The organism is Ensifer sp. Root127, assembly GCF_001425225.1.
GTDB lineage: Bacteria > Pseudomonadota > Alphaproteobacteria > Rhizobiales > Rhizobiaceae > Ensifer > Ensifer canadensis.
In genome coordinates, this window is the sequence record NZ_LMDX01000012.1 from 215,620 (window position 1) to 237,397 (window position 21,778).

Annotated in this window: 21 protein-coding genes and 1 pseudogene; 16 read left to right on the forward strand and 6 right to left on the reverse strand. The window is 62.9% G+C overall.

Annotation, left to right across the window (positions count from 1 at the left end; all coding sequences use genetic code 11):
- The first annotated feature begins 90 nt into the window (after positions 1–90).
- The 8 genes from hemN to ASD03_RS15675 all read left to right on the forward strand — a co-directional run bounded on the left by hemN (position 91) and on the right by ASD03_RS15675 (position 8,205).
- Positions 91–1,440, forward strand: coding sequence for an oxygen-independent coproporphyrinogen III oxidase (gene hemN / locus ASD03_RS15640; protein WP_025427361.1), 1,350 nt, complete (start codon positions 91–93; stop codon positions 1,438–1,440).
- A gap of 104 nt (positions 1,441–1,544) precedes the next feature.
- Positions 1,545–1,829, forward strand: a complete 285-nt coding sequence (locus tag ASD03_RS15645; RefSeq protein ID WP_107027602.1) for an acyl carrier protein — start codon at positions 1,545–1,547, stop codon at positions 1,827–1,829.
- 116 nt (positions 1,830–1,945) lie between these two features.
- The gene (locus ASD03_RS15650; RefSeq protein WP_025427359.1) at positions 1,946–2,431 is read left to right on the forward strand and encodes a 3-hydroxyacyl-ACP dehydratase FabZ family protein; all 486 of its coding nucleotides are present in this window, start codon (positions 1,946–1,948) and stop codon (positions 2,429–2,431) included.
- 2 nt (positions 2,432–2,433) lie between these two features.
- Entirely contained in the window at positions 2,434–3,636 is a 1,203-nt protein-coding gene (locus ASD03_RS15655) for a beta-ketoacyl-ACP synthase (RefSeq protein WP_025427358.1), read from the forward strand.
- A 12-nt stretch (positions 3,637–3,648) separates the two neighbouring features.
- Positions 3,649–4,932 (forward strand): beta-ketoacyl-ACP synthase, encoded by a 1,284-nt coding sequence (locus tag ASD03_RS15660; protein ID WP_025427357.1) that lies wholly within the window; start codon positions 3,649–3,651, stop codon positions 4,930–4,932.
- Between the two features lie 155 nt (positions 4,933–5,087).
- Entirely contained in the window at positions 5,088–6,116 is a 1,029-nt protein-coding gene (locus ASD03_RS15665) for a zinc-binding dehydrogenase (RefSeq protein WP_025427356.1), read from the forward strand.
- An 11-nt stretch (positions 6,117–6,127) separates the two neighbouring features.
- Positions 6,128–7,051, forward strand: a complete 924-nt coding sequence (locus ASD03_RS15670; RefSeq protein WP_038577074.1) for a lipid A biosynthesis lauroyl acyltransferase — start codon at positions 6,128–6,130, stop codon at positions 7,049–7,051.
- 443 nt (positions 7,052–7,494) lie between these two features.
- On the forward strand, positions 7,495–8,205 hold the full coding sequence (locus ASD03_RS15675) for a PAS domain-containing protein (protein ID WP_025427354.1): 711 nt from the start codon (positions 7,495–7,497) through the stop codon (positions 8,203–8,205).
- 155 nt (positions 8,206–8,360) lie between these two features.
- On the opposite strand, the gene ASD03_RS15680 is transcribed toward ASD03_RS15675, so the two are convergent.
- Positions 8,361–8,846: a hemerythrin domain-containing protein gene (locus ASD03_RS15680; RefSeq protein WP_025427353.1), complete on the reverse strand. Its 486-nt coding sequence runs from the start codon at positions 8,844–8,846 to the stop codon at positions 8,361–8,363.
- Between the two features lie 215 nt (positions 8,847–9,061).
- On the opposite strand from ASD03_RS15680, the gene ccoN reads away from it, so the two are divergent.
- From ccoN to ccoP, 4 genes and pseudogenes are all read left to right on the forward strand, one after another.
- Positions 9,062–10,684 (forward strand): cytochrome-c oxidase, cbb3-type subunit I, encoded by a 1,623-nt coding sequence (ccoN, locus tag ASD03_RS15685; protein WP_025427352.1) that lies wholly within the window; start codon positions 9,062–9,064, stop codon positions 10,682–10,684.
- 13 nt (positions 10,685–10,697) lie between these two features.
- Positions 10,698–11,429, forward strand: a complete 732-nt coding sequence (ccoO, locus tag ASD03_RS15690) for a cytochrome-c oxidase, cbb3-type subunit II (RefSeq protein ID WP_025427351.1) — start codon at positions 10,698–10,700, stop codon at positions 11,427–11,429.
- A 14-nt stretch (positions 11,430–11,443) separates the two neighbouring features.
- Positions 11,444–11,593, forward strand: a pseudogene (locus ASD03_RS40525) (cbb3-type cytochrome c oxidase subunit 3); the annotation flags it as partial.
- A gap of 87 nt (positions 11,594–11,680) precedes the next feature.
- Entirely contained in the window at positions 11,681–12,544 is an 864-nt protein-coding gene (ccoP, locus tag ASD03_RS15700) for a cytochrome-c oxidase, cbb3-type subunit III (protein WP_025427349.1), read from the forward strand.
- A 139-nt stretch (positions 12,545–12,683) separates the two neighbouring features.
- Here the strand turns inward: ccoP and ASD03_RS15705 are convergent, their stop codons facing one another.
- The 5 genes from ASD03_RS15705 to ASD03_RS15725 form a co-directional block, all read right to left on the reverse strand.
- Positions 12,684–13,673 (reverse strand): hypothetical protein, encoded by a 990-nt coding sequence (locus ASD03_RS15705; protein ID WP_057214279.1) that lies wholly within the window; start codon positions 13,671–13,673, stop codon positions 12,684–12,686.
- A gap of 127 nt (positions 13,674–13,800) precedes the next feature.
- Entirely contained in the window at positions 13,801–14,154 is a 354-nt protein-coding gene (locus ASD03_RS15710; protein WP_025427347.1) for a VOC family protein, read from the reverse strand.
- Complete coding sequence (locus tag ASD03_RS15715; protein WP_025427346.1) at positions 14,147–14,569, reverse strand: polyketide cyclase; 423 nt, start codon at positions 14,567–14,569, stop codon at positions 14,147–14,149. Before ASD03_RS15715 ends, ASD03_RS15710 begins: the two co-directional genes overlap by 8 nt.
- 79 nt (positions 14,570–14,648) lie before the next feature.
- Entirely contained in the window at positions 14,649–15,434 is a 786-nt protein-coding gene (locus tag ASD03_RS15720; protein WP_025427345.1) for a helix-turn-helix domain-containing protein, read from the reverse strand.
- Positions 15,435–15,483: 49 nt separating this feature from the next.
- A complete protein-coding gene (locus ASD03_RS15725) occupies positions 15,484–16,902 on the reverse strand; it encodes a sodium:alanine symporter family protein (protein WP_057208728.1) in 1,419 nt (472 codons plus the stop codon).
- A 187-nt stretch (positions 16,903–17,089) separates the two neighbouring features.
- Between ASD03_RS15725 and ccoG the strand changes: the two genes are divergently transcribed.
- The 4 genes from ccoG to ccoS are packed head-to-tail and all read left to right on the forward strand — an operon-like array spanning position 17,090 to position 21,598.
- A complete protein-coding gene (gene ccoG / locus ASD03_RS15730; protein WP_025427343.1) occupies positions 17,090–18,664 on the forward strand; it encodes a cytochrome c oxidase accessory protein CcoG in 1,575 nt (524 codons plus the stop codon).
- Positions 18,661–19,158, forward strand: a complete 498-nt coding sequence (locus ASD03_RS15735; protein WP_025427342.1) for a FixH family protein — start codon at positions 18,661–18,663, stop codon at positions 19,156–19,158. Before ccoG ends, ASD03_RS15735 begins: the two co-directional genes overlap by 4 nt.
- Complete coding sequence (locus ASD03_RS15740) at positions 19,155–21,443, forward strand: cation-translocating P-type ATPase (protein WP_025427341.1); 2,289 nt, start codon at positions 19,155–19,157, stop codon at positions 21,441–21,443. Before ASD03_RS15735 ends, ASD03_RS15740 begins: the two co-directional genes overlap by 4 nt.
- Positions 21,440–21,598 (forward strand): cbb3-type cytochrome oxidase assembly protein CcoS, encoded by a 159-nt coding sequence (gene ccoS, locus ASD03_RS15745; RefSeq protein ID WP_025427340.1) that lies wholly within the window; start codon positions 21,440–21,442, stop codon positions 21,596–21,598. Before ASD03_RS15740 ends, ccoS begins: the two co-directional genes overlap by 4 nt.
- Positions 21,599–21,778 lie beyond the last annotated feature (180 nt).

Here is a 21,778-nt window from a genome sequence, read left to right on the forward strand (position 1 = left end):
ATTTTAACGTGTTAATTCGACGGCTTGATCAAAATCAACGGCGTGCTTTCCCATCCGTCCTATGCGTTTGCCATCTTGACGGAGAGACCGATGGACGACGCTCTGATCCTGAAATATGCGAGCCCCGTGCCGCGCTATACCAGTTACCCCACCGCGCCGCATTTTTCGGAGGCGGTCGGTCAGGCTGAGTACCAGTCCTGGCTAGAGGCCATCGGGCCGGGTGAGGCGCTGTCGCTTTACGCCCATGTGCCCTATTGCGACCGGCTGTGCTGGTTCTGTGCCTGTCACACCAAGCAGACGTTACGCTACGAGCCGGTGGCGAGCTACCTGAACGGACTGCACCGCGAAATCGCCACGATCGGCGGGCGGGTGAACCGCCAAGCGAAGGTCACGGCGCTGCATCTGGGCGGCGGATCGCCGACACTGGTCAGGCCGGACGATCTGATCGCGCTCAAGCGCGCCTTCAGCAGTCACTTCGAATTTTCCAGCGATTGCGAAATCAGCATCGAGATGGACCCGAACGACCTCGACGCGGCGCGCCACGACGCGCTGGCAGCGATCGGCATGACGCGGGCGAGCTTCGGCGTCCAGGATTTCGACCCCGTGGTACAGAAGGCGATCAACCGCATCCAGACCTATGAGCAGACGCGTGATGCGATCGAGGCTTCGCGAGCCCGCGGCGTGGGTTCGGTCAATTGCGACGTGCTTTACGGCTTGCCCTACCAGAGCCTGTCGTCGCTGGAGGCAACGATCGACGCCGTCGTGTCGCTGGCGCCGGATCGCGTCGCGCTCTTCGGCTATGCCCATGTGCCGTGGATGAAGAAGCACCAGTCGATGATATCAGACGAGAGCCTGCCAGGTATCGTCGAACGTTTTGCCCAGATGAGCCGGGCGGCCGACATGCTTGTTGCCGCCGGCTACGAGGCGATCGGCATCGACCATTTCGCCAGGCCCGGCGACAGTCTGGCCGTTGCCAACCGGGAAGGGCGCCTGCGCCGGAATTTCCAGGGCTATACATGTGACAGCGCCGAAACCCTGATCGGTCTTGGCGCCTCGGCGATCGGCCAGTTCCGTCAAGGTTATGTGCAGAATATGCCGGCAACCGGCGAATATCTGCGCCAGGTGGAGAACGCAGGCCTGGCCGCGGTGCGCGGCTACATGCTGACGCCTGATGATCGCCTGCGGGCGCGGGTGATCGCATCCATCATGTGCGATTTCGCCTTCTCGTTCTCGCGAATCAAGGCGGAGTTTCCTGAACTCGCCGGAGCGGTCGTCGAGGAGGCAAAGCTCTGGCGCGCAAGGGATGTGGACGGGCTGACGACGATCGAGGACGGCGTCTTCAGCCTTACCGAACGCGGCCGGCCGTTTGCCCGGTCGGTGGCGGCCATTTTCGACACTCATCTTCAGTCAGGACGGGGGCGCCATTCGGTCGCCGTTTAGCAACACCGCATTTCAAATCGCAGAGGTTGCCATCAAGGCCATTGGCTTTTGCGGCGCATTTACCTATAGGATCGCCGAGACTCGGAATAAAATAATAAAGAGGTATGCGCGTGACTGCTACATTCGACAAGGTTGCCGACATCATCGCTGAAACGAGCGAGATCGATCGCGAGACGATTACGCCGGAAAGCCACACGATCGACGATCTCGGCATCGACAGCCTGGACTTCCTGGACATCGTCTTTGCGATCGACAAGGATTTCGGTATCAAGATTCCGCTGGAACAGTGGACGCAGGAAGTCAACGAAGGCAAGGTTTCGACCGAAGAATACTTCGTGCTCAAGAACCTCTGCGCCAAGATCGACGAGCTGCGGGCTGCCAAGGCCTGATCGGGCCAAGGTTCAAGCCTTTCCACTCGATTTCCAATGCCGCCGGTCGCGCCTCGCGCTTGACAGGCGGCATTGGCGTTTTTACTTGAGCCCGAAACCAAACGGGGTGAGCCTCCATGCTCCTTGAATACTTCCAGATGATCGATCGTGTCGAAACGGTCGATCTGTCGGCTGGCCGGCTGACGGCGCGATCCGTCGTTCCCGAAAAGAGCCCGGTATTCGAGGGCCACTTTCCAGGCTATCCGCTGGTGCCGGGTGTGCTTCTGATCGAGACGATGGCGCAGGCTTCGGGATTTCTGGTGCTGGCCGCGACCAATTTCGCGGCAATGCCGTTTCTGATGTCGGTCGATGGCGCCAAGATGCGGGCCTTCGTCGAGCCGTCGGCAGAACTCGATATCGAAGCCTTCCTCGAGCACGATGGCTCCGGTTTCGCCGTCACCAAGGCGAAGATCACGTCTGCGGGCAAGAAGGTCTGTGACGCACAATTGAAACTCAGAACGATGCCGTTCGATCAGGTGCCGCTCGGCGATATCGTGCGCAGGCGCGCCGGCGAGGTGGGCCTGATGACGGCACTTGCGGCGGATGCCGCTTCGGAGAAGTGAAGATGAGCAAATCCGCAAACGACGTGGTGATCACCGGCGTCGGTATCGTCACAAGCCAGGGTGTCGGCGTCGAGCCGCATGTGGCGTTTCTGAACGCGGCCGAGGCGCCGGAGCCACGCGTCGAGGCCGAAAAGTTCAAGCCCTATCCGGTGCATCCGCTGCCGCAGATCGACTGGTCGCAGCAGATCGCCAAGCGTGGCGACCAGCGCCAGATGGAAAACTGGCAGCGCCTCGGCGTGTTTGCAGCAGGCCTGGCGCTCGACGACGCCGGCCTCAAGGACAATCTCGACGCCTGCGGCAGCATGGACATGATCGTGGCCGCCGGCGGCGGCGAGCGCGACATCAATGTCGATTCGCTGATCGTCGACGAGGCGCTGAAGCGCAACGACCGCGAGCAGCTGCTGAACGAGAAGCTGACGACCGAACTGCGCCCGACGCTGTTCCTCGCCCAGCTCTCCAACCTTCTCGCCGGTAACATCTCGATCGTGCACAAGGTGACGGGATCGTCGCGCACCTTCATGGGCGAAGAGGCGGCCGGCATTTCGGCGATCGAAACGGCGTTCTTCCGCATCAAGGCGGGACAGTCGACACATACGCTGGCGGGCGGCGCATTTTCGGCCGAACGTCTCGACATCATGCTGATGACGGAGGCCATCCAGGCGCAGACGGTCGGCGACTGGCAGCCGATCTGGTCGCGCAAGCGCCAGGATGGCGGCGGAATGATCCTCGGTTCCGTCGGCGCCTTCCTGATGCTGGAATCGCGCGAATATGCCGAAGCCCGAGGCGCCCGCATCTATGCCACGATCGACGCGATCGGCAGCGACCGTGGCAGCCGCAGCGACGGCAAGCTGGAGGCGCGCCTTGCCGATCTGGCAAAACCGGCCGAAACGCTCGATCCGGCGCAGACAGTGGTCTTCTCCGGCACCTCGGGCCTGCATGATCTCGTTGCCCACGAAAAGACCTTTCTGGAAGCAAAGCTCGCCGGCGCGCCGGTGCGCGCCTATGGCGGGCTTGTCGGCCACAGCATCGAAGCGCAGTTTCCGGCGGGCCTCGCGCTTGCCGCACTGGCGCTCGGCCACGGCGCCAAGGTTCCGGCTTTCGACGCAAGCTTCGAAAAACCGATGACGGCGGGCGCCAGAACGGCGGTCGTGACGACCATTGGTCATTCACGCGGCGAAGGCGTCGCGGTCCTTTCGGCCGAATAAGAGGAACGATTGATGAGCAACGCTTACAAGGATCATCTCGGTCGTCCGATCGTCGCCGTCACCGGCATGGGCGTCATCACCTCGCTCGGCCAGGGTCTCGAAGACAACTGGGCGGCGCTGACCGGCGGCGTCTCCGGCATCCGCAAGATCACCCGTTTCCCGACGGAAGGCCTGAACACGCGCATTTCGGGCATGGTCGATTTCATCGAGGTCCCGGCGGCCAATTCGGTCGAGCGCTCCTACGCCATGGCGCGCGAAACGACGCTTGAGGCGTTGGCGCAGGCCGGTCTTTCCGGCGATTTCAACGGCCCGCTGTTTCTCGCCGCTCCGCCGATCGAGCCGGAATGGAGCGCGCGCTTTGAACTGGCCGACCGCTCGCCACCGTCGACCCAGCCGGGCGACGCCTACAATCGCTTCCTTGCCGCGATGCGCGAGAAGGCCGATCCGGTGTTTCACGAGGCCGTGCTTTTCGGCGCGATCTCCGAACGCCTTGCCGATCGCTTCGGCACCCGCGGCCTGCCGGTGACGCTGTCGACGGCCTGCGCCTCGGGCGCAACTGCAATCCAGCTCGGCGTCGAGGCCATTCGCCAGGGCCGCACCGATCGCGCGCTGACAGTCGCGACCGACGGTTCGGTCAGTGCCGAGGCGCTGATCCGCTTTGCGCTGCTCTCGGCGCTGTCGACCCAGAACGACCCGCCGGAAAAGGCCTCCAAGCCCTTCACCAAGGACCGTGACGGCTTCGTCATCGCCGAAGGCGCGGCAACCCTGGTGCTGGAATCGCTGGAAGCAGCGGTCGCTCGTGGCGCCCGTGTCTACGGCATCCTGAAGGGGTGCGGCGAGAAGGCCGATCTCTTCCACCGCACGCGCTCGTCGCCCGATGGCGGCCCGGCGATCGCGACGATCCGCGCGGCCCTTGCCGACGCCGGCATCGACGAAGGTGGCATCGGCTACATCAACGCCCATGGCACTTCGACGCCGGAAAACGACAAGATGGAATATCTGTCGATGTCGGCCGTCTTCGGCGAACATCTGCCGTCGATCCCGGTTTCGTCGAACAAGTCGATGATCGGCCACACGCTGACGGCTGCAGGCGCAGTCGAGGCAGTGTTCTCGATCCAGACGATGCTGACCGGCACCTTGCCGCCGACGATCAACTACCAGAATCCCGACCCGGCCATCGTGCTCGACGTCGTGCCGAACGTGAAGCGCAGCCAGCAGGTCTCTGCCGTGCTGTCGAACTCCTTCGGCTTCGGCGGACAGAACGCCAGCCTTGTCATGACCGCCGAGCCGGCCTAAGTCGGCGGTCACAGCGCCGCGCGTCGAACATGACGCGCAAGCGACGCTGTAACGCTTTAAGCCTGCTGCACGCTTCCTTGAACCGGATCCGATCTAAGGAAGCACGCCGCAGAAACTTCAGACGAAATGATGCCGCTCAAGGCAGAGGAAAGATCATGCGCGCCCTGCAACTGCTCGATGACCGCAAGCTCGAAATCACCGACGTTCCCGAGCCGGAAGCGCCAGGCCCGGGCGAAGTGACGCTCCGGGTCAAGGCCGTCGCACTCAACCACATCGACGTGTGGGGCTGGCGCGGCATGGCCTTTGCCAAGCGCAAGATGCCGCTCGTCATCGGCGCCGAGGCGGCCGGTGTGGTCGAAAGCATCGGCCCGGGCGTTTCAAGCGTGCTTCCGGGGCAGCTCGTTTCGATCTATGGCGCGCGCACCTGCGGCCTCTGCCGCCCGTGCCGCGAAGGTCGCGACAATCTCTGCGAACATGTGGGCGGCGTGCATGGCTTCCACCTCGACGGCTTCGCGCAGGAGAAGATCAATCTTCCCGCACGCCTGCTGGTGCCGGCACCTCCGGGCATCGATGCCGTGGCCGCAGCGCTTGCACCGGTCACCTTCGGCACGGTCGAGCACATGCTGTTCGACAACGCCAAGCTTGAGCCAGGCGAAACCATTCTCGTCCATGCCGGCGGCTCCGGCATCGGCTCGGCGGCAATCCAGCTTGCCAAGAAGATCGGCTGCACGGTTATCACTACCGTCGGATCCGACGACAAGATCGAGAAGGCCAAGGCGCTCGGCGCCGATCACGTCATCAACTACCGCACCGACCGCTTCGAAGGTGTCGTGCGCAAGCTCACCAAGAAGAAGGGCGTCGACGTCGTGTTCGAACACGTCGGCAAGGACACCTGGGCCGGCTCAATGCTCTGCATGAAGCGGGGAGGCCGCCTGGTCACCTGCGGCTCGACCTCCGGTGTGTCGACCGACATGAACCTGATGATGCTGTTCCAGCAGCAGCTGAAGCTGCTCGGCTCCTTCGGCTGCCGCATGGAAAACATGGCCAACGCCATGCAGAAGATGGCGCGCGGCCTGGTGCATCCGGTCATCGATACGCAGGTCGGTTTCGACGAGATCGACCGGGCACTGGAGCGGATGGAATCGCGCCAGATCTTCGGCAAGATCATCCTGAAGATGGATTGATCCACGTGCGCATGCTGATCACACGGCTGGTTCTGACGGCGGATCATTTCCGGCAGTGGCTGATTGCGCAACTCGTCTTTCTGCTTCTGACGATCCTGAAGCTGTTTCCGGCTGACGGCGCGATCCGCTTCATGGATCGCGCCGCACGCTTCATCGGCCCGAAGACCAGCCGGCACAAGCTGACGCTGACCAATCTGCGCAACGCCTTTCCCGAGAAGCGGGAGGCCGAGATCGAAGCGATCGCCATGGAGAGCTGGGGCAATATGGGCCGCATGGCGGCGGAATATGTCTTCCTCGACCGGCTGTTCGATTTCGATCCCGAGGCGACCAAGCCCGGCCGCGTCGAAGTCTCCGGCGTTCCGCTCTTTCTCGAGCTGCGCGACAACCCGCGACCCTTTATCGTCTTTACCGCCCACAGCGGCAATTTCGAGATGCTGCCGGTCGCTGGCTCCGCCTTCGGGCTGGAGGTGACGGTGCTCTTCCGTCCGCCGAACAACCCTTACGTCGCCGAGAAGGTCTTCGAGTTCCGCAAGGAGCGCATGGGCAATCTCGTGCCGTCGCATGCGGGTTCGTCCTTCGCACTCGCCCGCCAGCTAGAGCGCGGCAACGGCGTCGGCGTTCTGGTCGACCAGAAATTCCGCAAGGGCCTGAAGACCAAATTCTTCGGCCAGGACGTGCAGACCAACCCGCTGCTCGCCAAGCTCGTGCGGCAGTTCAATTGCGAGGTCTATCCCGCCCGCTGCATCCGGCTGCCCGGCAACCGTTTTCGGCTGGAGCTGGAGCCGGCGATCGACATTCCGCGCAAGCCCGATGGCGCTGTCGACGTCAACGCCACGGCACAGGTTCTCAACGACAAGGTGGAGAGCTGGGTGAGGGAGTATCCCGGGCAATGGTTGTGGTACCACGACCGCTGGCACATCAAGCGCTACCTGTAAGACTGATTCTCTTCGAACCGCAAAAGGCGTTGCCGCCGCAGGCATTAACGCCCTTTTTGTCTATGCCTAAGGCATTTGCTGGAGAAAATCGCCGTCTTTGCGCCGTTGAAGTCGTTTCGAAACCGCAAGCTTCCCTTTCTGATGTTGAACGGGGCGGTAATGAGTGTAAACTCACCGTTGTATTGCGAGGGGCAGACTGCAAGCGCTTTGGGTGGCCAAGTCTTTGTGGTTTTCGCTGAGGATGTGGGGGAAACGTCAACGCCTGCATGTTTCCTTAAATCCTATTCGATTTAGGAATAAAAACATGCAGTAATTCGAAGTGCTACAGCGACCTTTGCGCGTCTAATAAGACGCGCGGCGCTGTAGATCAGCATCTACATCATCAAAGCCTGTCATATAAGTGCATCGGCGCGGCCTCGGCCGTGGGGGATTGGGGTTTCGAATTGAACGCACTGATTGAGCTGTTCTGGTTCAAGTATTCACAACTGCAGTATGCAGTACGTACAGCAGACGAACATCTGATCGGACTTCTGGATCGCGAGCTCGATCCCATCTTGAAGTCGGTCTATGATGAGAAGGCCGTGAGCGTCGAAGATGCCCGCCTTCAGTTCCAGTTTCTGATCGATATTCTGCGCGTCGAGGCCGACGATATTTCCTGCGTGCTGCGCCATTCGCAGCTTTTGCAGTCGCTGATCAATCGCTATTTCGCAGCCACGGGCGCGGTCAACGCTGCCGACTTGCGACTGGAGCGCACGCCGGCTGCACCACACAAGGGGCGGGCGGACGAGGGGCTTCTCAACGAGGCGATTCTCGACAGCTTCCCTGACCGCATCGCCGTGATCACGCCGGATTATCGGTATCTCTATACCAATCCGCTCAACGCCAACCATCTCGAAAGCCGCCCGATGGATCTCATCGGTCGGCATATCGTCGAATTCATTGGCATCCAGCGCTTCGAGCTGCGCGTGAAGAGCTATCTCGATCGCTGTTTTGCGGGCGAGGTGGTCGACTATACCTTCGCCAAGACCGTCGACGCGCGAACCGTCGTGGTGCGCTGCCGGCTGACGCCGTGCATGTCGAGCAACGGCAAGCTCATCGGTGCGATCCTGGTGATCCAGGAGCATGCGGACCGACGCCGCGCCATCGCCGCCTGATCCCTGTCGCCTAGAGCGCCGCGCGTCTTATTGGACGCACAAAGGTCGCTGTAGCACTTTGAATTGCTGCATGTTTCCTTAAATCGAATAGGATTTAAGAAAACATGCAGTTGAGCCGGATACAGAAACGGCGGCCCTTTCGAGCCGCCGTTCGTTCAATTGATGTCCGGGTCGACTGGAAGCAGCGTGCGAAGACATTCCTGCTCGAAGCCGATGTGCCTTCGCAGATTGGTGAAGAAGCCGCGCAGCATGTAGCCGGCTGTCTCCGCATTGACGCTCTCGTCGGCAGCGCCGAGCTTCACCAGCATCTCCGTGAGCTCTTCGGCAAAGCACTCATCTTCGCAATGTTCGTATTTGAGCCGCGCGAGCGTTGCCGCGATCGACGGGTCGTCGCCGAAATTCTGCTCGACCCAGCGAAACACCGCGCTCTCTTCGCCCGAATGCAGTTCGCGTATGAGCGGCTCCAGCATCTTGGCGGCATAGGCGCATTTCTGCCGGTCGATTTCAGCCGGCAGGCTGTCGGCGATTTCCTCCAGGCTGTTGCAGAGCGCAAGCTGTTCCTGATGCGCACGTGCCAGCCAGGCCCGCGGTTCGCCCATCGGGGCAGGGCGCGCTCGCAAACCCGTCCACACCCGGATCATTCCACTATCATTCGTTCTCTTCATGCTGTTCTGACGCCAGCTCCTATGGCGCTCCCTCATTGTTTCCTGAGGGTGAAGCAAGTGGAGGCCCCCGGCCTTGATCTGAATCAAGGTGAGGGTGCCCCGATTCTGACACTTTCCGGCAAGCTGCGCTGGGCATGCCGCCTTTAGGCGTGTGCACGCGTCTGCATCTGGATAAAGTTGGGGACCCAACCATGAAATACACTTTCGAGACGATCCTGCTCGGGGTCGGTGCTTTCCTGGCGCTTCTAGGCGCCGGATTCGCACAGGACCGGCAGTTCGAAGCCCATATGTGGGTGCTGTTCTTCGTGCTGCTCGGCGGCACGATCGTTATGATGCGGCGCCTCGACTTCAGCACGGCGTCAGCAGGCAAGGCGGCCGCACCGCAGTCGGAATATTTCGACGAAGTCGTGAAGTATGGCGTCATCGCCACCGTCTTCTGGGGTGTCGTCGGCTTCCTCGTGGGCGTCGTGGTTGCGCTCCAACTGGGCTTTCCGGATCTCAACATCGAGCCGTGGTTCAACTTCGGTCGCATGCGGCCGCTGCACACCTCGGCGGTGATCTTCGCCTTCGGCGGCAACGCGCTGATCGCGACCTCGTTCTACATCGTCCAGCGCACCAGCCGTGCGCGCCTGTTCGGCGGCAATCTCGCCTGGTTCGTGTTCTGGGGCTACCAGCTCTTCATCGTCCTGGCCGCCACCGGCTATCTGCTGGGGATCACCCAGTCGAAGGAATATGCGGAGCCGGAATGGTATGTCGACCTGTGGCTGACGATCGTCTGGGTCGCCTATCTCGCCGTGTTCCTCGGCACGCTGCTGGTGCGCAAGGAGCCGCATATCTATGTGGCGAACTGGTTCTATCTCGCCTTCATCGTCACCATCGCGATGCTGCACATCGTCAACAACCTGGCGGTTCCGGTGTCGTTCCTGGGCTCCAAGAGCTATTCGGCCTTTGCCGGCGTGCAGGACGCGCTGACGCAATGGTGGTACGGCCACAACGCCGTCGGCTTCTTCCTGACGGCCGGCTTCCTCGGCATGATGTATTACTTCATTCCGAAACAGGCCAACCGCCCCGTCTATTCCTACCGCCTGTCGATCATTCACTTCTGGTCGCTGATCTTCATGTACATCTGGGCCGGTCCGCACCACCTGCACTATACGGCTCTGCCGGACTGGGCGCAGACGCTCGGCATGGTCTTCTCCATCATGCTGTGGATGCCGTCCTGGGGCGGCATGATCAACGGCCTGATGACGCTCTCGGGCGCCTGGGACAAGATCCGCACCGACCCGATCATCCGCATGATGGTCATGGCCGTCGCCTTCTACGGCATGGCGACCTTCGAGGGTCCGATGATGTCGATCAAGACGGTCAACTCGCTCAGTCACTATACCGACTGGACGATCGGCCACGTGCATTCGGGTGCGCTCGGCTGGAACGGACTGATCACCTTCGGCGCCATCTACTACCTCACGCCGAAGCTGTGGAACCGCGAGCGGCTCTATAGCGTGCGCATGGTCAACTGGCACTTCTGGCTCGCCACGCTCGGCATCGTCGTCTACGCCGCTGTCATGTGGGTTGCCGGTATCCAGCAGGGCCTGATGTGGCGCGAATACGACGACCAGGGTTTCCTCGTCTATTCCTTCGCGGAATCGGTCGCGGCCATGCTGCCCTACTACGTGCTGCGTGCGCTGGGCGGTGCCCTGTTCCTCGCCGGCGCTCTGCTCATGGCCTTCAACGTAACAATGACCATCCTCGGCCGCGTGCGTGACGAAGCCCCGATCTTCGGTTCGACGCCCGTGCTCAAGGCTGCGGAATAGGAGGGCAGTACCCATGTCCATTCTCGACAAACACGCCACCCTGGAACGCAACGCAACGCTGCTGCTCGTCGGCTCGCTTCTCGTCGTCTCGATCGGCGGCATCGTTGAAATCGCGCCGCTGTTCTATCTCGAAAACACCATCGAGAAGGTCGAAGGCATGCGGCCCTATTCGCCGCTGGAACTCGCGGGCCGCGACATCTACGTTCGCGAAGGCTGCTACGTCTGTCACAGCCAGATGATCCGGCCGTTCCGCGACGAGGTGGAGCGCTACGGGCACTACTCGCTGGCGGCAGAATCCATGTACGACCATCCGTTCCAGTGGGGATCGAAGCGCACCGGGCCGGATCTCGCCCGCGTCGGCGACCGCTATTCGAACGAGTGGCACGTGCAGCATATGACCGAGCCGCGCTCGGTGGTGCCGGAATCGGTGATGCCGAGCTATGCGTTCCTGAAGTCGACGCCGCTCGACGTGAGGAACGTCGCCGGACAGCTGAAGGCCAACAGGGCCGTCGGCGTGCCCTATTCGGACGAGATGATCGAGAACGCCGCCGCCGACATCAAGGCGCAGGCCGACCCGAATGCGGACACGTCGGGTGTCGAGGCGCGCTATCCCAAGGCCAAGCTCGGCGATTTCGACGGCGATCCGCAGAAGCTGACGGAGATGGACGCGCTCGTCGCCTATCTCCAGATGCTCGGCACGCTGGTCGACTTCTCCACCTACGACGACACCACGGGCTATCGCTAAGGGAGGGCACGGACATGGAAACCTACACGGCCATGCGCCAGTTCGCCGACAGCTGGGCGCTGCTTGCCATGACGCTCTTCTTCCTCGGCGTCGTCGCCTTCATCTTTAGGCCCGGCGCCAAGAAGGCCGCCGATCGGGCCGCAGCCATCCCCTTCGATCACGATGTGATCGAGACTCAGAAATCAGAGCGGAATGCGGGCGGAAAACCGCAAAACACTTTTCCTCATTCCGCTCGTAAGGAGGATTGATCCATGTCGGACAAACATGTCGACGAGATCAGCGGCGTCGAGACAACCGGCCACGAATGGGACGGGATCCGCGAGCTCAACAACCCGATGCCGCGCTGGTGGGTCTATACCTTCTACGCCACCATCGTCTGGGCGATCGGTTACATGATCGTCTATCCGGCCGTGCCGCTGCTAACCGATGCGACCAAGGGCGTGCTCGGCTACTCCAGCCGTGCGGAACTCAGCGTCGAGCTTGCCGATGCCAAGGCGGCGCAGGCCGGCAATCTGGAAAAGATCGCCGCGAGCTCACTCGACCAGATCATCGCCGATCCGCAGCTTCACCAGTTCGCAGTTGCGGCCGGCGCCTCGGCCTTCAAGGTCAACTGCGCCCAGTGCCACGGTTCGGGTGCCGCCGGTTCGGCCGGCTTCCCCAACCTCAACGACGACGACTGGCTGTGGGGCGGCAAACCTGAGGAGATCTACCAGACGGTGGCGCACGGCATCCGCTATACCGGCGACGACGAGACGCGCGTCTCCGAAATGCCGTCCTTTGCCGAGATCCTCAAGCCGGAAGAGATCAAGCAGACCGCCGCCTATGTCGTCAGCCTCACCGGCACGCCTTCGGATGCGGCGCTGGTCGAACCGGGCAAGGCGCTGTTCGAGGCCAATTGCGCCTCGTGCCACGGCGCCGACGCCAAGGGCAATCGCGAGTTCGGCGCGCCGGATCTTGCCGATGCGCTCTGGCTCAATGGCTCAAGCGAGCAGGCAATCGTCGCGCAGATGAAGGCGCCCAAGCACGGCGTCATGCCGGCCTGGCTGCCACGCCTCGGCGACACCACAGTCAAGCAGCTTGCCGTGTTCGTGCATTCGCTCGGCGGCGGCGAGTAGGGGAACGCTCGCGCCCCGAGCTAAGGTTTGCCCCTCACTGTCCTGCCGGACATCTCTCCCCGCCAGCGGGGAGAGAGCCGTTGGGAGCGACGCTTTCGCCGAACATCGGCGTTGATGGGTGCGGTGCCGGCCCGGCTTGCTACCTTCGCCCCGCTGGCGGGGAGAAGGTGCTGGCAGGCGGATGAGGGGCGGTACCAATCGTCAAGTTAAGAAAATGGCCGCGTCGAAAGACGCGGCCTATCTTCATTCCAGCGCAGCGGCGATGGTGGCGCCGACCATGACGCTTGAAAGGGCGGCGCCCAAAAGCAGCGGCGCGTTGACCGGTCGGCGCACGACGGTGCCGAAATTGAACAGGTTCATCGGCAACAGGTGAAAGCCGCCGCCCTCGGGTTTGCTGCGTGGGACATTCGTCGTCGAACCAGATCCAGTCATTGCGCCAGGTCCAGCAGCCCTTGTCGCGATAGACGGCGGCAACCTCCTCGGCGAAGGCCTTATCGGCCGGCAGCCTGATGTAGTTGACCGGCTTGCGGCTAAAATACTGCATCGCCAGCGGCATCGAGCGTTCGGTGCAATAGTTCGACATCCAGAGCTTGAAGCCGATTTCGTCGCGAAGCCGGTCGAGCACGCGAAACACCTGCACATGATCCTCGTGACCGTACTCGCCCCAGGGATTGTGGGTGAAGACGTTCATGTCGGGCTTCAACCGCGGCTGCAGCGTGCGATAGAGCGTTTCGTAGTTTTCACGGTAGGCCTGGGCGATCGGCCGCGTCGAGTGGCGGAAGCTGCCGGGCATCAGTTGCGACAGCGATTTCTTCACCACGCGCTTGGCCTCGCGACGCGTGCCTTCGGTTCCGAACTCCATGCCGTAGGGGCCAGGCTTCGGGCTCGTCCAATCGGCGCAGTCGAAGGAGCCGGTCTCCTCCATCTCGAGGAACCGGACGTTGCCGCGGGGATAGGCCTTGATGGCGGCAACGCGGGCGTCGCCCATCTGCGGCTCCGACCAGATATCGCGATAAAGGATGATGACCTCGTCGACCTTTTTCAGGATCGAGGTGAACCACAGCAGTTCGTCGTCGGGGTGGGCGCCGATGATGACGGAATTCCGCAGAAACTCGTGATCGTCTGACATTGCCCAGCGCCCTTTGCCGCTTCTTGTTTTCGCGCGCAATCTTGGGATGCAAAGATTAAGTCTGGGTAAAATCTGCAGGCGCAGACGCCGGTTGTCCACAGGTGGCGGAAACCGGCGCGAGGGATGGTTATTGCGCCGACCAAACCGCCAGCTCGTAGCCGTCAGGATCGGCGAAGTGGAAGCGCCGGCCGCCGGGGAAGGGGAAGATCGGTTGCAGGATTTTTCCGCCGGCCGCCTCGACCTTCGTCAAGCTCTCTTCCAGATTGTCGGCATAGATGATGATCAGCGGCCCTCCGGCCCGGACTGGCCCTGTCGTGGTGAAGCCGCCGGTCAATCTTCCGTCCTGGAACTCGCAATATTCGGGGCCGTAATCCGTGAAGGTCCAGCCGAAGGCGCCGCCATAGAACGCCTTACTGGCGGCGATGTCGGAGACGTTGAACTCGACATAGTCGATGCGGCGATCGTTGCCCTTGTTACCCATGATGTGTCCTGTCGCTTTCTGATTCCAAGATTGACTTAAGGGCGGCGAGATCCTTCGCCACCCATTCGGCATCGCCGGCGAATTGCTCGTCGCTCATGTCGGCCTGCCGCAGCAGCGTGAACATCACCTCGGCGCCATCGTCGTTCGACACGACGCGCAGGGCGTTGTGCACCTTCACGCCGTTTTCCAGCGTCACCAGATGATCGACGACGCCGAAGGCATTGTCGGGGGCAAAACGCACGCGCGCGTTGCCGAGCGGTCCCGGAGCGACCCATTCTTCCCCGTCGCGCGTCAGGCCGGACGAAAGGCCCGATGCCCAGAGCGGCATGTTTTCAGGCTTGGCCATGAAAACATAGACCTCGTGCCAGTCGCGCTCGATCGAGATGTGGATGATTTTCGCTGCCAGTGTCGTCATGCGTTTCGTCGCCTTGCCATTGCCGTTGCAATCAAGGGGTAGCACCACAGGGCGTCGCCGTCTTGAATGAAACGGCCAGTCAGTTCGCGAGCTGGCGCCGGATTTCGCGCGGCGAGAGCGAGGTCAGCTCCCTGGTCTCGCGCGTCAGGTGGGCTTGGTCGGCGTAGCCGGTATCAAGCGCAAGCGCGCTCAGGCTCGCCTCAACGTCGCTTCGGCAGGTGGCGAGAAAACGCTGCAGGCGGAGGATGCGGTCGAGCGTCTTGGCGCCATAGCCGAAATGTTCGTGGCAGCGGCGGCGCAGCGTGCGCTCGCTGGTTCCTGTCGTCTGCGCCAGCAGCCGGATCGGGTTGTCAGACATCGGTTGCCTCTGGCGCAACTCAGCCAGGCAAGCGGCGATGTCGGCAGGCGGGGCTGCGACCGCCGCCAGCCTTTTCTCAACCGCGTGAGCAAGCATCGCGGCACGCGCTGCTGCGCTACCGGCCTCAGTCATCCGCGCATGGAGTTCATCGGCGGCGGCACCCCAGAAGGCATCGAGCGGCACGACCGTACCGGTCAGCTCGCAAAGCGGCGTGCGCAGCCAGGAGGCGGCAATACCGGCCCGAAAGCGCAGGCCGACCACGGTCTCGCCGGGGCCGATGACCGGAAAGGCTGCGACCCTGTCTGGGCCGGCAACAGCCAGACCCCGGCTCGACCAGATGATATCGACGCAGCCATCGGGAACGACAGCCATGGGCGAGGGCGGGCCCTCGGGCATGGTATGGCTCCAAAGGCACTCCACATGGCCCGCAAGCGAGGCAGGCGCCGAGCGCTCGCGGTAGATGCCGCAGCGCTTGGCAAGCGTCAGTGGCCGCAAGGTACCATGCATGCCTTGCCCTCCGAGGTCTCCCGCTTCCGGTTACCTGTCTCTTGCCGCCCTAATCGCGCGACCAGATCTTGCCGTCGATCTGCCCTTGCAGTTCCGGGTAGTCGGCGGCGTGGAAGACCGGCTCGACACCCTGCTTGCGCTGGGCGAAATAGTCCTTCGTCAGCTTGGCAATGGTACCCGACAGGAGCAGGATGGCAATCAGGTTGATCGTCGCCATCAGGCCCATCGAGGCGTCGGCGGCGTCGAACACGGTGGCGATGCTCTCATAGGCGCCCCAGACGACCATGGCGAGAACGGCGCATCGCATGAGGGTGATGCCGAGACGGTTGGCGCCGCCGAGATAGGTCAGCGCGTTCTCCGCGTAGGAATAGTTGCCGATGATCGAGGTGAAGGCGAAGAAGAAGATCGCAATGGCGATGAAATAGCTGCCCGCCCAGCCGATATGGACGTTCATGGCGGCCTGGGTCAGTTGCGTGCCGGTGATGCCGGAGCCGGGCTCCAGCGTGCCGGACAAGAGGATCATCACCGATGTCGCGGTGCAGATCAGGATCGTGTCGATGAAGACGCCGAGCGATTGTACGAACCCTTGCGAGGCCGGGTGATGCGGAACCGGGGTGGCGACGGCTGCGATATTCGGGGCGGAGCCCATGCCGGCTTCGTTGGAGAACAGGCCGCGCTTGACGCCGTTGAGCATGGCGGCAGCGACCCCGCCGGTGATGCCGCCTGCCGCTTCCTGCAGGCCGAAGGCGCTGGAAATGATGGTCCAGAGCACCGTTGGCACCAGCGAGGCGTTGGCGATCAGCACATAGATCGCCATCAGCAGATAGGCGACGGCCATGAACGGCACGACGATTTCGGCAACGCGCGCAATCTGGCGGATACCGCCGAAGATGACGATGCCCGAGAGCGCTGCAACGGCGATGCCGACCACGATCTTCGGAATGCCGAAGGCGCCCTGTACGGCATCGGCGATCGAATTGGCCTGAACCGCATTGAAGACGAGACCGAAGGAAAGGATGAGGCAGACGGAGAAGATCGTTGCCGCCCACGGCGCATTGAGGCCACGGGCGATGTAGAAGGCCGGACCGCCGCGATACTGGCCGTTTTCGTTCTTGACCTTGTAGAGCTGGGCCAGCGCGCTTTCCGCATAGGCCGTCGCCATGCCGACGAGCGCGACCATCCACATCCAGAAGGTGGCGCCCGGTCCGCCGAGATAGAGCGCAACGGCAACGCCGGCGAGATTGCCGGTGCCGACGCGCGAGGCAAGGCTCACGGTCAGCGCCTGGAACGGACTGATGCCCGCCGCATCCTTCGACCCGCCGCTGCTCAACACACGAAACATCTCGCCGAAATGCACGATCTGAGGAAAGCCAAGCCGGATGGTGAAGAAGATGCCGACGGCGAGCAGGCCATAAATGAGCACATAGCCCCAGAAGATCGTGTTCAAAAAGCCGATGATCGTGTCCATGCGGTCCTCGTAGGTTTGGCGGGATGTCGTGGTGTGGCAATTGCCATCAAGTCGCGCGGCATGAAGCCCGGACGTTTCGACGCATGCGGCCGCTTTAGCCCGCAAACTTGACACAGATCAACGTTTCCGGCCGCCAGATCGGGCAAAACAGCGTTCAATACGCGATATATTCGGGGATATCCCACAGATGCAGCCTCAATCCGCCACAAACGCCCCCATCGTCGAACGCCACGAGGCCGAGGCGGTCAACGCGGCGCATGTGCGCAAGCCGCTTTACGAAAAGCGCAAGAAGATCTTCCCGAAGCGCGCCGAGGGACGATTCCGCCAGTTCAAGTGGCTGGTGATGCTGGTCACGCTCGGCATCTACTATCTGACGCCGTGGATCCGCTGGGACCGCGGCGAGCATGCGCCCGACCAGGCGGTGCTTGTCGATATCGCCGCCCGTCGCTTCTATTTCTTCTTCATCGAGATCTGGCCGCAGGAATTCTTCTTCGTGGCCGGGCTTCTCGTGATGGCGGGTTTCGGCCTCTTCCTGGTCACGTCAGCCGTCGGGCGCGCCTGGTGCGGCTACACCTGTCCTCAGACCGTCTGGGTCGACCTGTTCCTTGTCGTCGAGCGCTACATTGAAGGCGACCGCAACGCGCGCATGAAGCTCGATGCCGGACCATGGACAGCGGCCAAGATCGTCAAGCGGGTGACGAAACATTCGATCTGGATTCTGATCGGCATTGCCACCGGCGGCGCCTGGATCTTCTATTTTGCCGACGCGCCGGCCTTGCTGAAGAGCTTCGTCTCGCTCGAGGCGCCGACGATCGCCTATATGACCGTCGCGATTCTCACCGCCACGACCTATGTGTTCGGCGGGCTGATGCGGGAGCAGGTCTGCACCTATATGTGCCCGTGGCCGCGCATCCAGGCGGCGATGCTCGACGAAAACTCGCTGGTCGTCACCTATAACGACTGGCGTGGCGAACCGCGCTCGCGCCACCAGAAGAAGGCGGCAGCCGCGGGCGAGAGCGTCGGCGACTGCGTCGATTGCAATGCCTGCGTCGTCGTCTGTCCGATGGGCATCGACATCCGCGACGGCCAGCAGCTCGAATGCATCACCTGCGCGCTCTGCATCGACGCCTGCGATAACGTCATGGACAAGCTTGGGCGCGAGCGCGGGCTGATCGCCTATGCGACGCTGAGCGATTATGCCTCCAACATGGCGCTTGCCACCGACGGCGGCACGACGGCGATCGACCCGGGCCGGGTGCGTGACGCCGACGGCACCTTCGTCGACAAGGTCAGGCATTTCAACTGGAAGATCGTCTTCCGGCCGCGCGTGCTTGTGTATCTCGGCGTCTGGACGCTGGTTGGTATCGGCCTGCTCTATGCGCTCCTGGCGCGCGATCGGCTGGAGCTCAACGTGCTGCACGATCGCAACCCGCAATTCGTGCTCGAATCGGATGGATCGGTGCGCAACGGCTACATGGTCAAGCTCTTGAACATGATCCCCGAACAGCGCACGATCACACTCACCATCGACGGCATGCCGTCGGCGATGATGCGCATTGCCGGCCAGGCACCGGGCGACGGCCGCAGCTTTGCCGTCGGCGTCGATCCGGACAAGGTGACGGCGCTGAAAGTGTTCGTGACGCTGCCGAAGGATAAACTCGGCGAAGCGGAAGACGGCTTCAGCCTGATTGCAGAAGACCCGTCGAGCCATGAGCGCGACGAATACCAGGCCAACTTCAACCAACCGGGAGCCGCGAAATGACCGCTGACCAAGGCAGGCAACCCCGTGTCTTCACCGGATGGCACATGCTCGGCGTGATGGTGCTGTTCTTCGGCACCATCATCACCGTCAACCTGATCATGGCCTGGAACGCCAGCCACAGCTGGAGCGGGCTCGTCGTCCAGAACACCTATGTCGCCAGCCAGCAGTTCAACGGCAAGGTGAAGGAGGCGCGCGCCTTTGCAGCGAGCGGCCTCGACGGCAAGCTCAGCCTGGAGCCGGGCGCGGTGCGCTACACGCTGACGCGACAAGGCAAGGCTGAAACGTCGGCCGACAAGGTCGTTGCCGTGTTCAAGCGTCCGGTCGAGGAGCATGAGGACGTGCAGATCGAGATGGCGCATCAGGGCAACGGCGTCTTCGTTGCCGCAACCGACCTTAAGCGCGGACAATGGATTGCCGATATCACCGCGACGTCGGGCGACAAGGTCGTCTATCGCCAGGCCATTCGCTTCATCGCGCCGGGAGAGCGTCCATGAGTTGCTGCGCTGCCGGCGCCGAAACCGCGCTGGAGATCGACAGGAGTGCGCAAGGCCTGCCGAGTTCGGAAGAGCTGTGGCTGACCAGCCGCACGCTCGGCAGTGGCCTTCGCCAGACCGACCTCAGCGTGCCCGGCATCCACTGCGGCGCCTGCATCACGACGATCGAGGCTGCCCTGAAGAGCCGGCCGGAGGTGGAGCGCGCCCGCGTCAACCTGTCCTCGCGCCGGGTCTCAGTCGTCTGGAAGGAAGAGGTCGCGGGGCAGCGCAGCGATCCGCGCGAACTGGCGCGCGCGATCCGCGAGCGCGGCTACGAAACGCATCTGTTTGCACCCGGCGAGGAAGAGGGCGACACGCTGTTGAAGCAGCTGGTCCGCGCCGTTGCCGTCGCCGGCTTTGCCTCGACCAACATCATGCTGCTCTCGGTCTCGGTCTGGTCGGGCGCCGAGGCGGCAACGCGCGATCTCTTCCATTGGATTTCGGCGCTGATCGCCGCGCCGACGCTGATCTATGCCGGCCGGTTCTTCTATGCCTCCGCCTGGAATGCGCTGAAGCACGGCCGCACGAACATGGACGTGCCGATCGCCCTGGCGATCACGCTCTCCTACGGCATCTCGCTTTATGAGACGATCACTCACGGCACCCATGCCTGGTTCGACGGCACGGTGATGCTTCTGTTCTTCCTGCTTATCGGCCGCACGCTCGACCACATGATGCGCGGCCGCGCCCGCTCGGCGATCAGCAGCCTGGCGCGCCTGTCGCCGCGCGGGGCGATGGTCATCGATGCCGACGGCAGCCGCGAATACCGTCCGGTGGACGAGATCAAGCCGGGCGAACGGCTGGCGATTGCGGCCGGCGAGCGTATTCCTGTCGATGGCCGGATTCTCGTCGGCTCGAGCGACCTGGACCGCTCGATCGTCAACGGCGAAAGCGCACCCGCGCCGGTGCATATTGGCGACACGGTCGAGGCCGGCACGCTCAACCTGACGGGACCGCTGACGATCGAGGCGACGGCTGCTGCCCGCGACTCGCTGCTCGCGGAAATCATGGGCCTGATGGAGGCGGCCGAAGGGGGCAGGGCGCGTTATCGCCGCATCGCCGATCGGGCAGCGCAATATTATTCGCCAGCGGTTCACCTGTTGGCCTTCCTGAGCTTTATCGGCTGGATGTTCGTCGACGGCGATTTCCATCACGCCATGCTGGTGGCCGTTGCTGTGCTGATCATCACCTGCCCATGCGCCCTTGGCCTGGCGGTGCCGGTGGTGCAGGTCATTGCCGCAGGCCGGCTCTTCCAGAACGGCGTCATGGTAAAGGACGGATCGGCCATGGAGCGGCTGGCCGAGATCGACACGGTGCTGTTCGACAAGACCGGCACGCTGACCGCCGGGGAACCGCGCCTGACCAACGGGGCCGAGATCAAGCCGGCGGTGCTGGCGACCGCTGCCGGCCTTGCCGTGCATTCGCGCCACCCGCTGGCCATGGCCATCCACGATGCGGCTGCGATCGCGCCGGTTCTCTCCGGCGATATCCGTGAAATCCCGGGCGCGGGCATCGAGGCACAGACGACCGACGGCATCTATCGTCTCGGCAGCCGCGCCTTTGCCTGTGGCGACGCCGGTGAGGCGAGCGGCCAGTCGGAGGTCATCCTCTCGCTCGACGGACGCGAGCTTGCCTGCTTCCGCTTTGAAGACCGGCTGCGGCCACAGGCGCGCGAAAGCGTCGACAAGCTGACACGCATGGGCTTTGCAACCGGCATTCTCTCGGGCGACCGCGAGCCGGTCGTGGCAGCGCTTGCCCGCAGGCTCGGCATCATCCGCTGGCGTTCCGAACTGTCGCCGCGCGGCAAGGTCGACGAATGCGCGGCTGCGGCCGAAGGCGGTCATCGCGTGCTGATGGTCGGCGACGGTATCAATGATGCGCCGGCGCTGCGTGCAGCCCACGTCTCGATGGCGCCGGCAACGGCTGCCGACGTCGGCCGGCAGGCTGCCGATTTCGTCTTCCTGCACCAGGGCCTCGACGCCGTGCCGATGGCGATCGACACCTCGCGCCGGGCAGGCCGGCTGATCCGCCAGAACTTCGCGCTGGCGATCGGCTACAACGTCATCGCCGTCCCGATCGCCATCATGGGCTACGCGACGCCGTTGATTGCAGCCATCGCCATGTCGACATCGTCGATCATCGTCGTTGCCAACGCTTTGCGGCTGCGCGCGAAGGTGGCGAAGTCTGCCGCAGCGATCGAGCGACAGGCGCCGACGACGCTGGGCGCGATCGGAAGCGCCTCATGAACACGCTGATCTATCTCATTCCGATCGCATTGTTCTTAGGGGGACTCGGTCTCGTCGCCTTCCTCTGGGCGCTGAAGAGCGGCCAGTACGAAGACCTCGACGGCGCCTCCTGGCGCGTGCTCGACGATGGCGACGGCAAGCCCGAAAAGGAGTGATTTTCTCAAGAATCGCTTGTCGTTAATCGATTTGAATGCCAAAACAGCCTCCGCCGTCGCATCTCGCGTCCGCCCCTTTCCCGAGGGGCAATGCGAGCGCGCGAAGTTTAATTCGAGGGGCCGGCTCCCACGCGTTTATCCTGATCGCGTCCGGCTCTCCTGTCCAATGGAGGCAATCAC

Coding starts and splice junctions, on each gene's coding strand:
- hemN (WP_025427361.1), top strand. CDS start 91: ATGGACGACGCTCTGATCCTGAAATATGCGAGCCCCGTGCCGCGCTAT.
- ASD03_RS15645 (WP_107027602.1), top strand. CDS start 1,545: ATGCGCGTGACTGCTACATTCGACAAGGTTGCCGACATCATCGCTGAA.
- ASD03_RS15650 (WP_025427359.1), top strand. CDS start 1,946: ATGCTCCTTGAATACTTCCAGATGATCGATCGTGTCGAAACGGTCGAT.
- ASD03_RS15655 (WP_025427358.1), top strand. CDS start 2,434: ATGAGCAAATCCGCAAACGACGTGGTGATCACCGGCGTCGGTATCGTC.
- ASD03_RS15660 (WP_025427357.1), top strand. CDS start 3,649: ATGAGCAACGCTTACAAGGATCATCTCGGTCGTCCGATCGTCGCCGTC.
- ASD03_RS15665 (WP_025427356.1), top strand. CDS start 5,088: ATGCGCGCCCTGCAACTGCTCGATGACCGCAAGCTCGAAATCACCGAC.
- ASD03_RS15670 (WP_038577074.1), top strand. CDS start 6,128: ATGCTGATCACACGGCTGGTTCTGACGGCGGATCATTTCCGGCAGTGG.
- ASD03_RS15680 (WP_025427353.1), bottom strand. CDS start 8,846: ATGATCCGGGTGTGGACGGGTTTGCGAGCGCGCCCTGCCCCGATGGGC.
- ccoN (WP_025427352.1), top strand. CDS start 9,062: ATGAAATACACTTTCGAGACGATCCTGCTCGGGGTCGGTGCTTTCCTG.
- ccoO (WP_025427351.1), top strand. CDS start 10,698: ATGTCCATTCTCGACAAACACGCCACCCTGGAACGCAACGCAACGCTG.
- ccoP (WP_025427349.1), top strand. CDS start 11,681: ATGTCGGACAAACATGTCGACGAGATCAGCGGCGTCGAGACAACCGGC.
- ASD03_RS15705 (WP_057214279.1), bottom strand. CDS start 13,673: ATGTCAGACGATCACGAGTTTCTGCGGAATTCCGTCATCATCGGCGCC.
- ASD03_RS15710 (WP_025427347.1), bottom strand. CDS start 14,154: ATGGGTAACAAGGGCAACGATCGCCGCATCGACTATGTCGAGTTCAAC.
- ASD03_RS15715 (WP_025427346.1), bottom strand. CDS start 14,569: ATGACGACACTGGCAGCGAAAATCATCCACATCTCGATCGAGCGCGAC.
- ASD03_RS15720 (WP_025427345.1), bottom strand. CDS start 15,434: ATGCATGGTACCTTGCGGCCACTGACGCTTGCCAAGCGCTGCGGCATC.
- ASD03_RS15725 (WP_057208728.1), bottom strand. CDS start 16,902: ATGGACACGATCATCGGCTTTTTGAACACGATCTTCTGGGGCTATGTG.
- ccoG (WP_025427343.1), top strand. CDS start 17,090: ATGCAGCCTCAATCCGCCACAAACGCCCCCATCGTCGAACGCCACGAG.
- ASD03_RS15735 (WP_025427342.1), top strand. CDS start 18,661: ATGACCGCTGACCAAGGCAGGCAACCCCGTGTCTTCACCGGATGGCAC.
- ASD03_RS15740 (WP_025427341.1), top strand. CDS start 19,155: ATGAGTTGCTGCGCTGCCGGCGCCGAAACCGCGCTGGAGATCGACAGG.
- ccoS (WP_025427340.1), top strand. CDS start 21,440: ATGAACACGCTGATCTATCTCATTCCGATCGCATTGTTCTTAGGGGGA.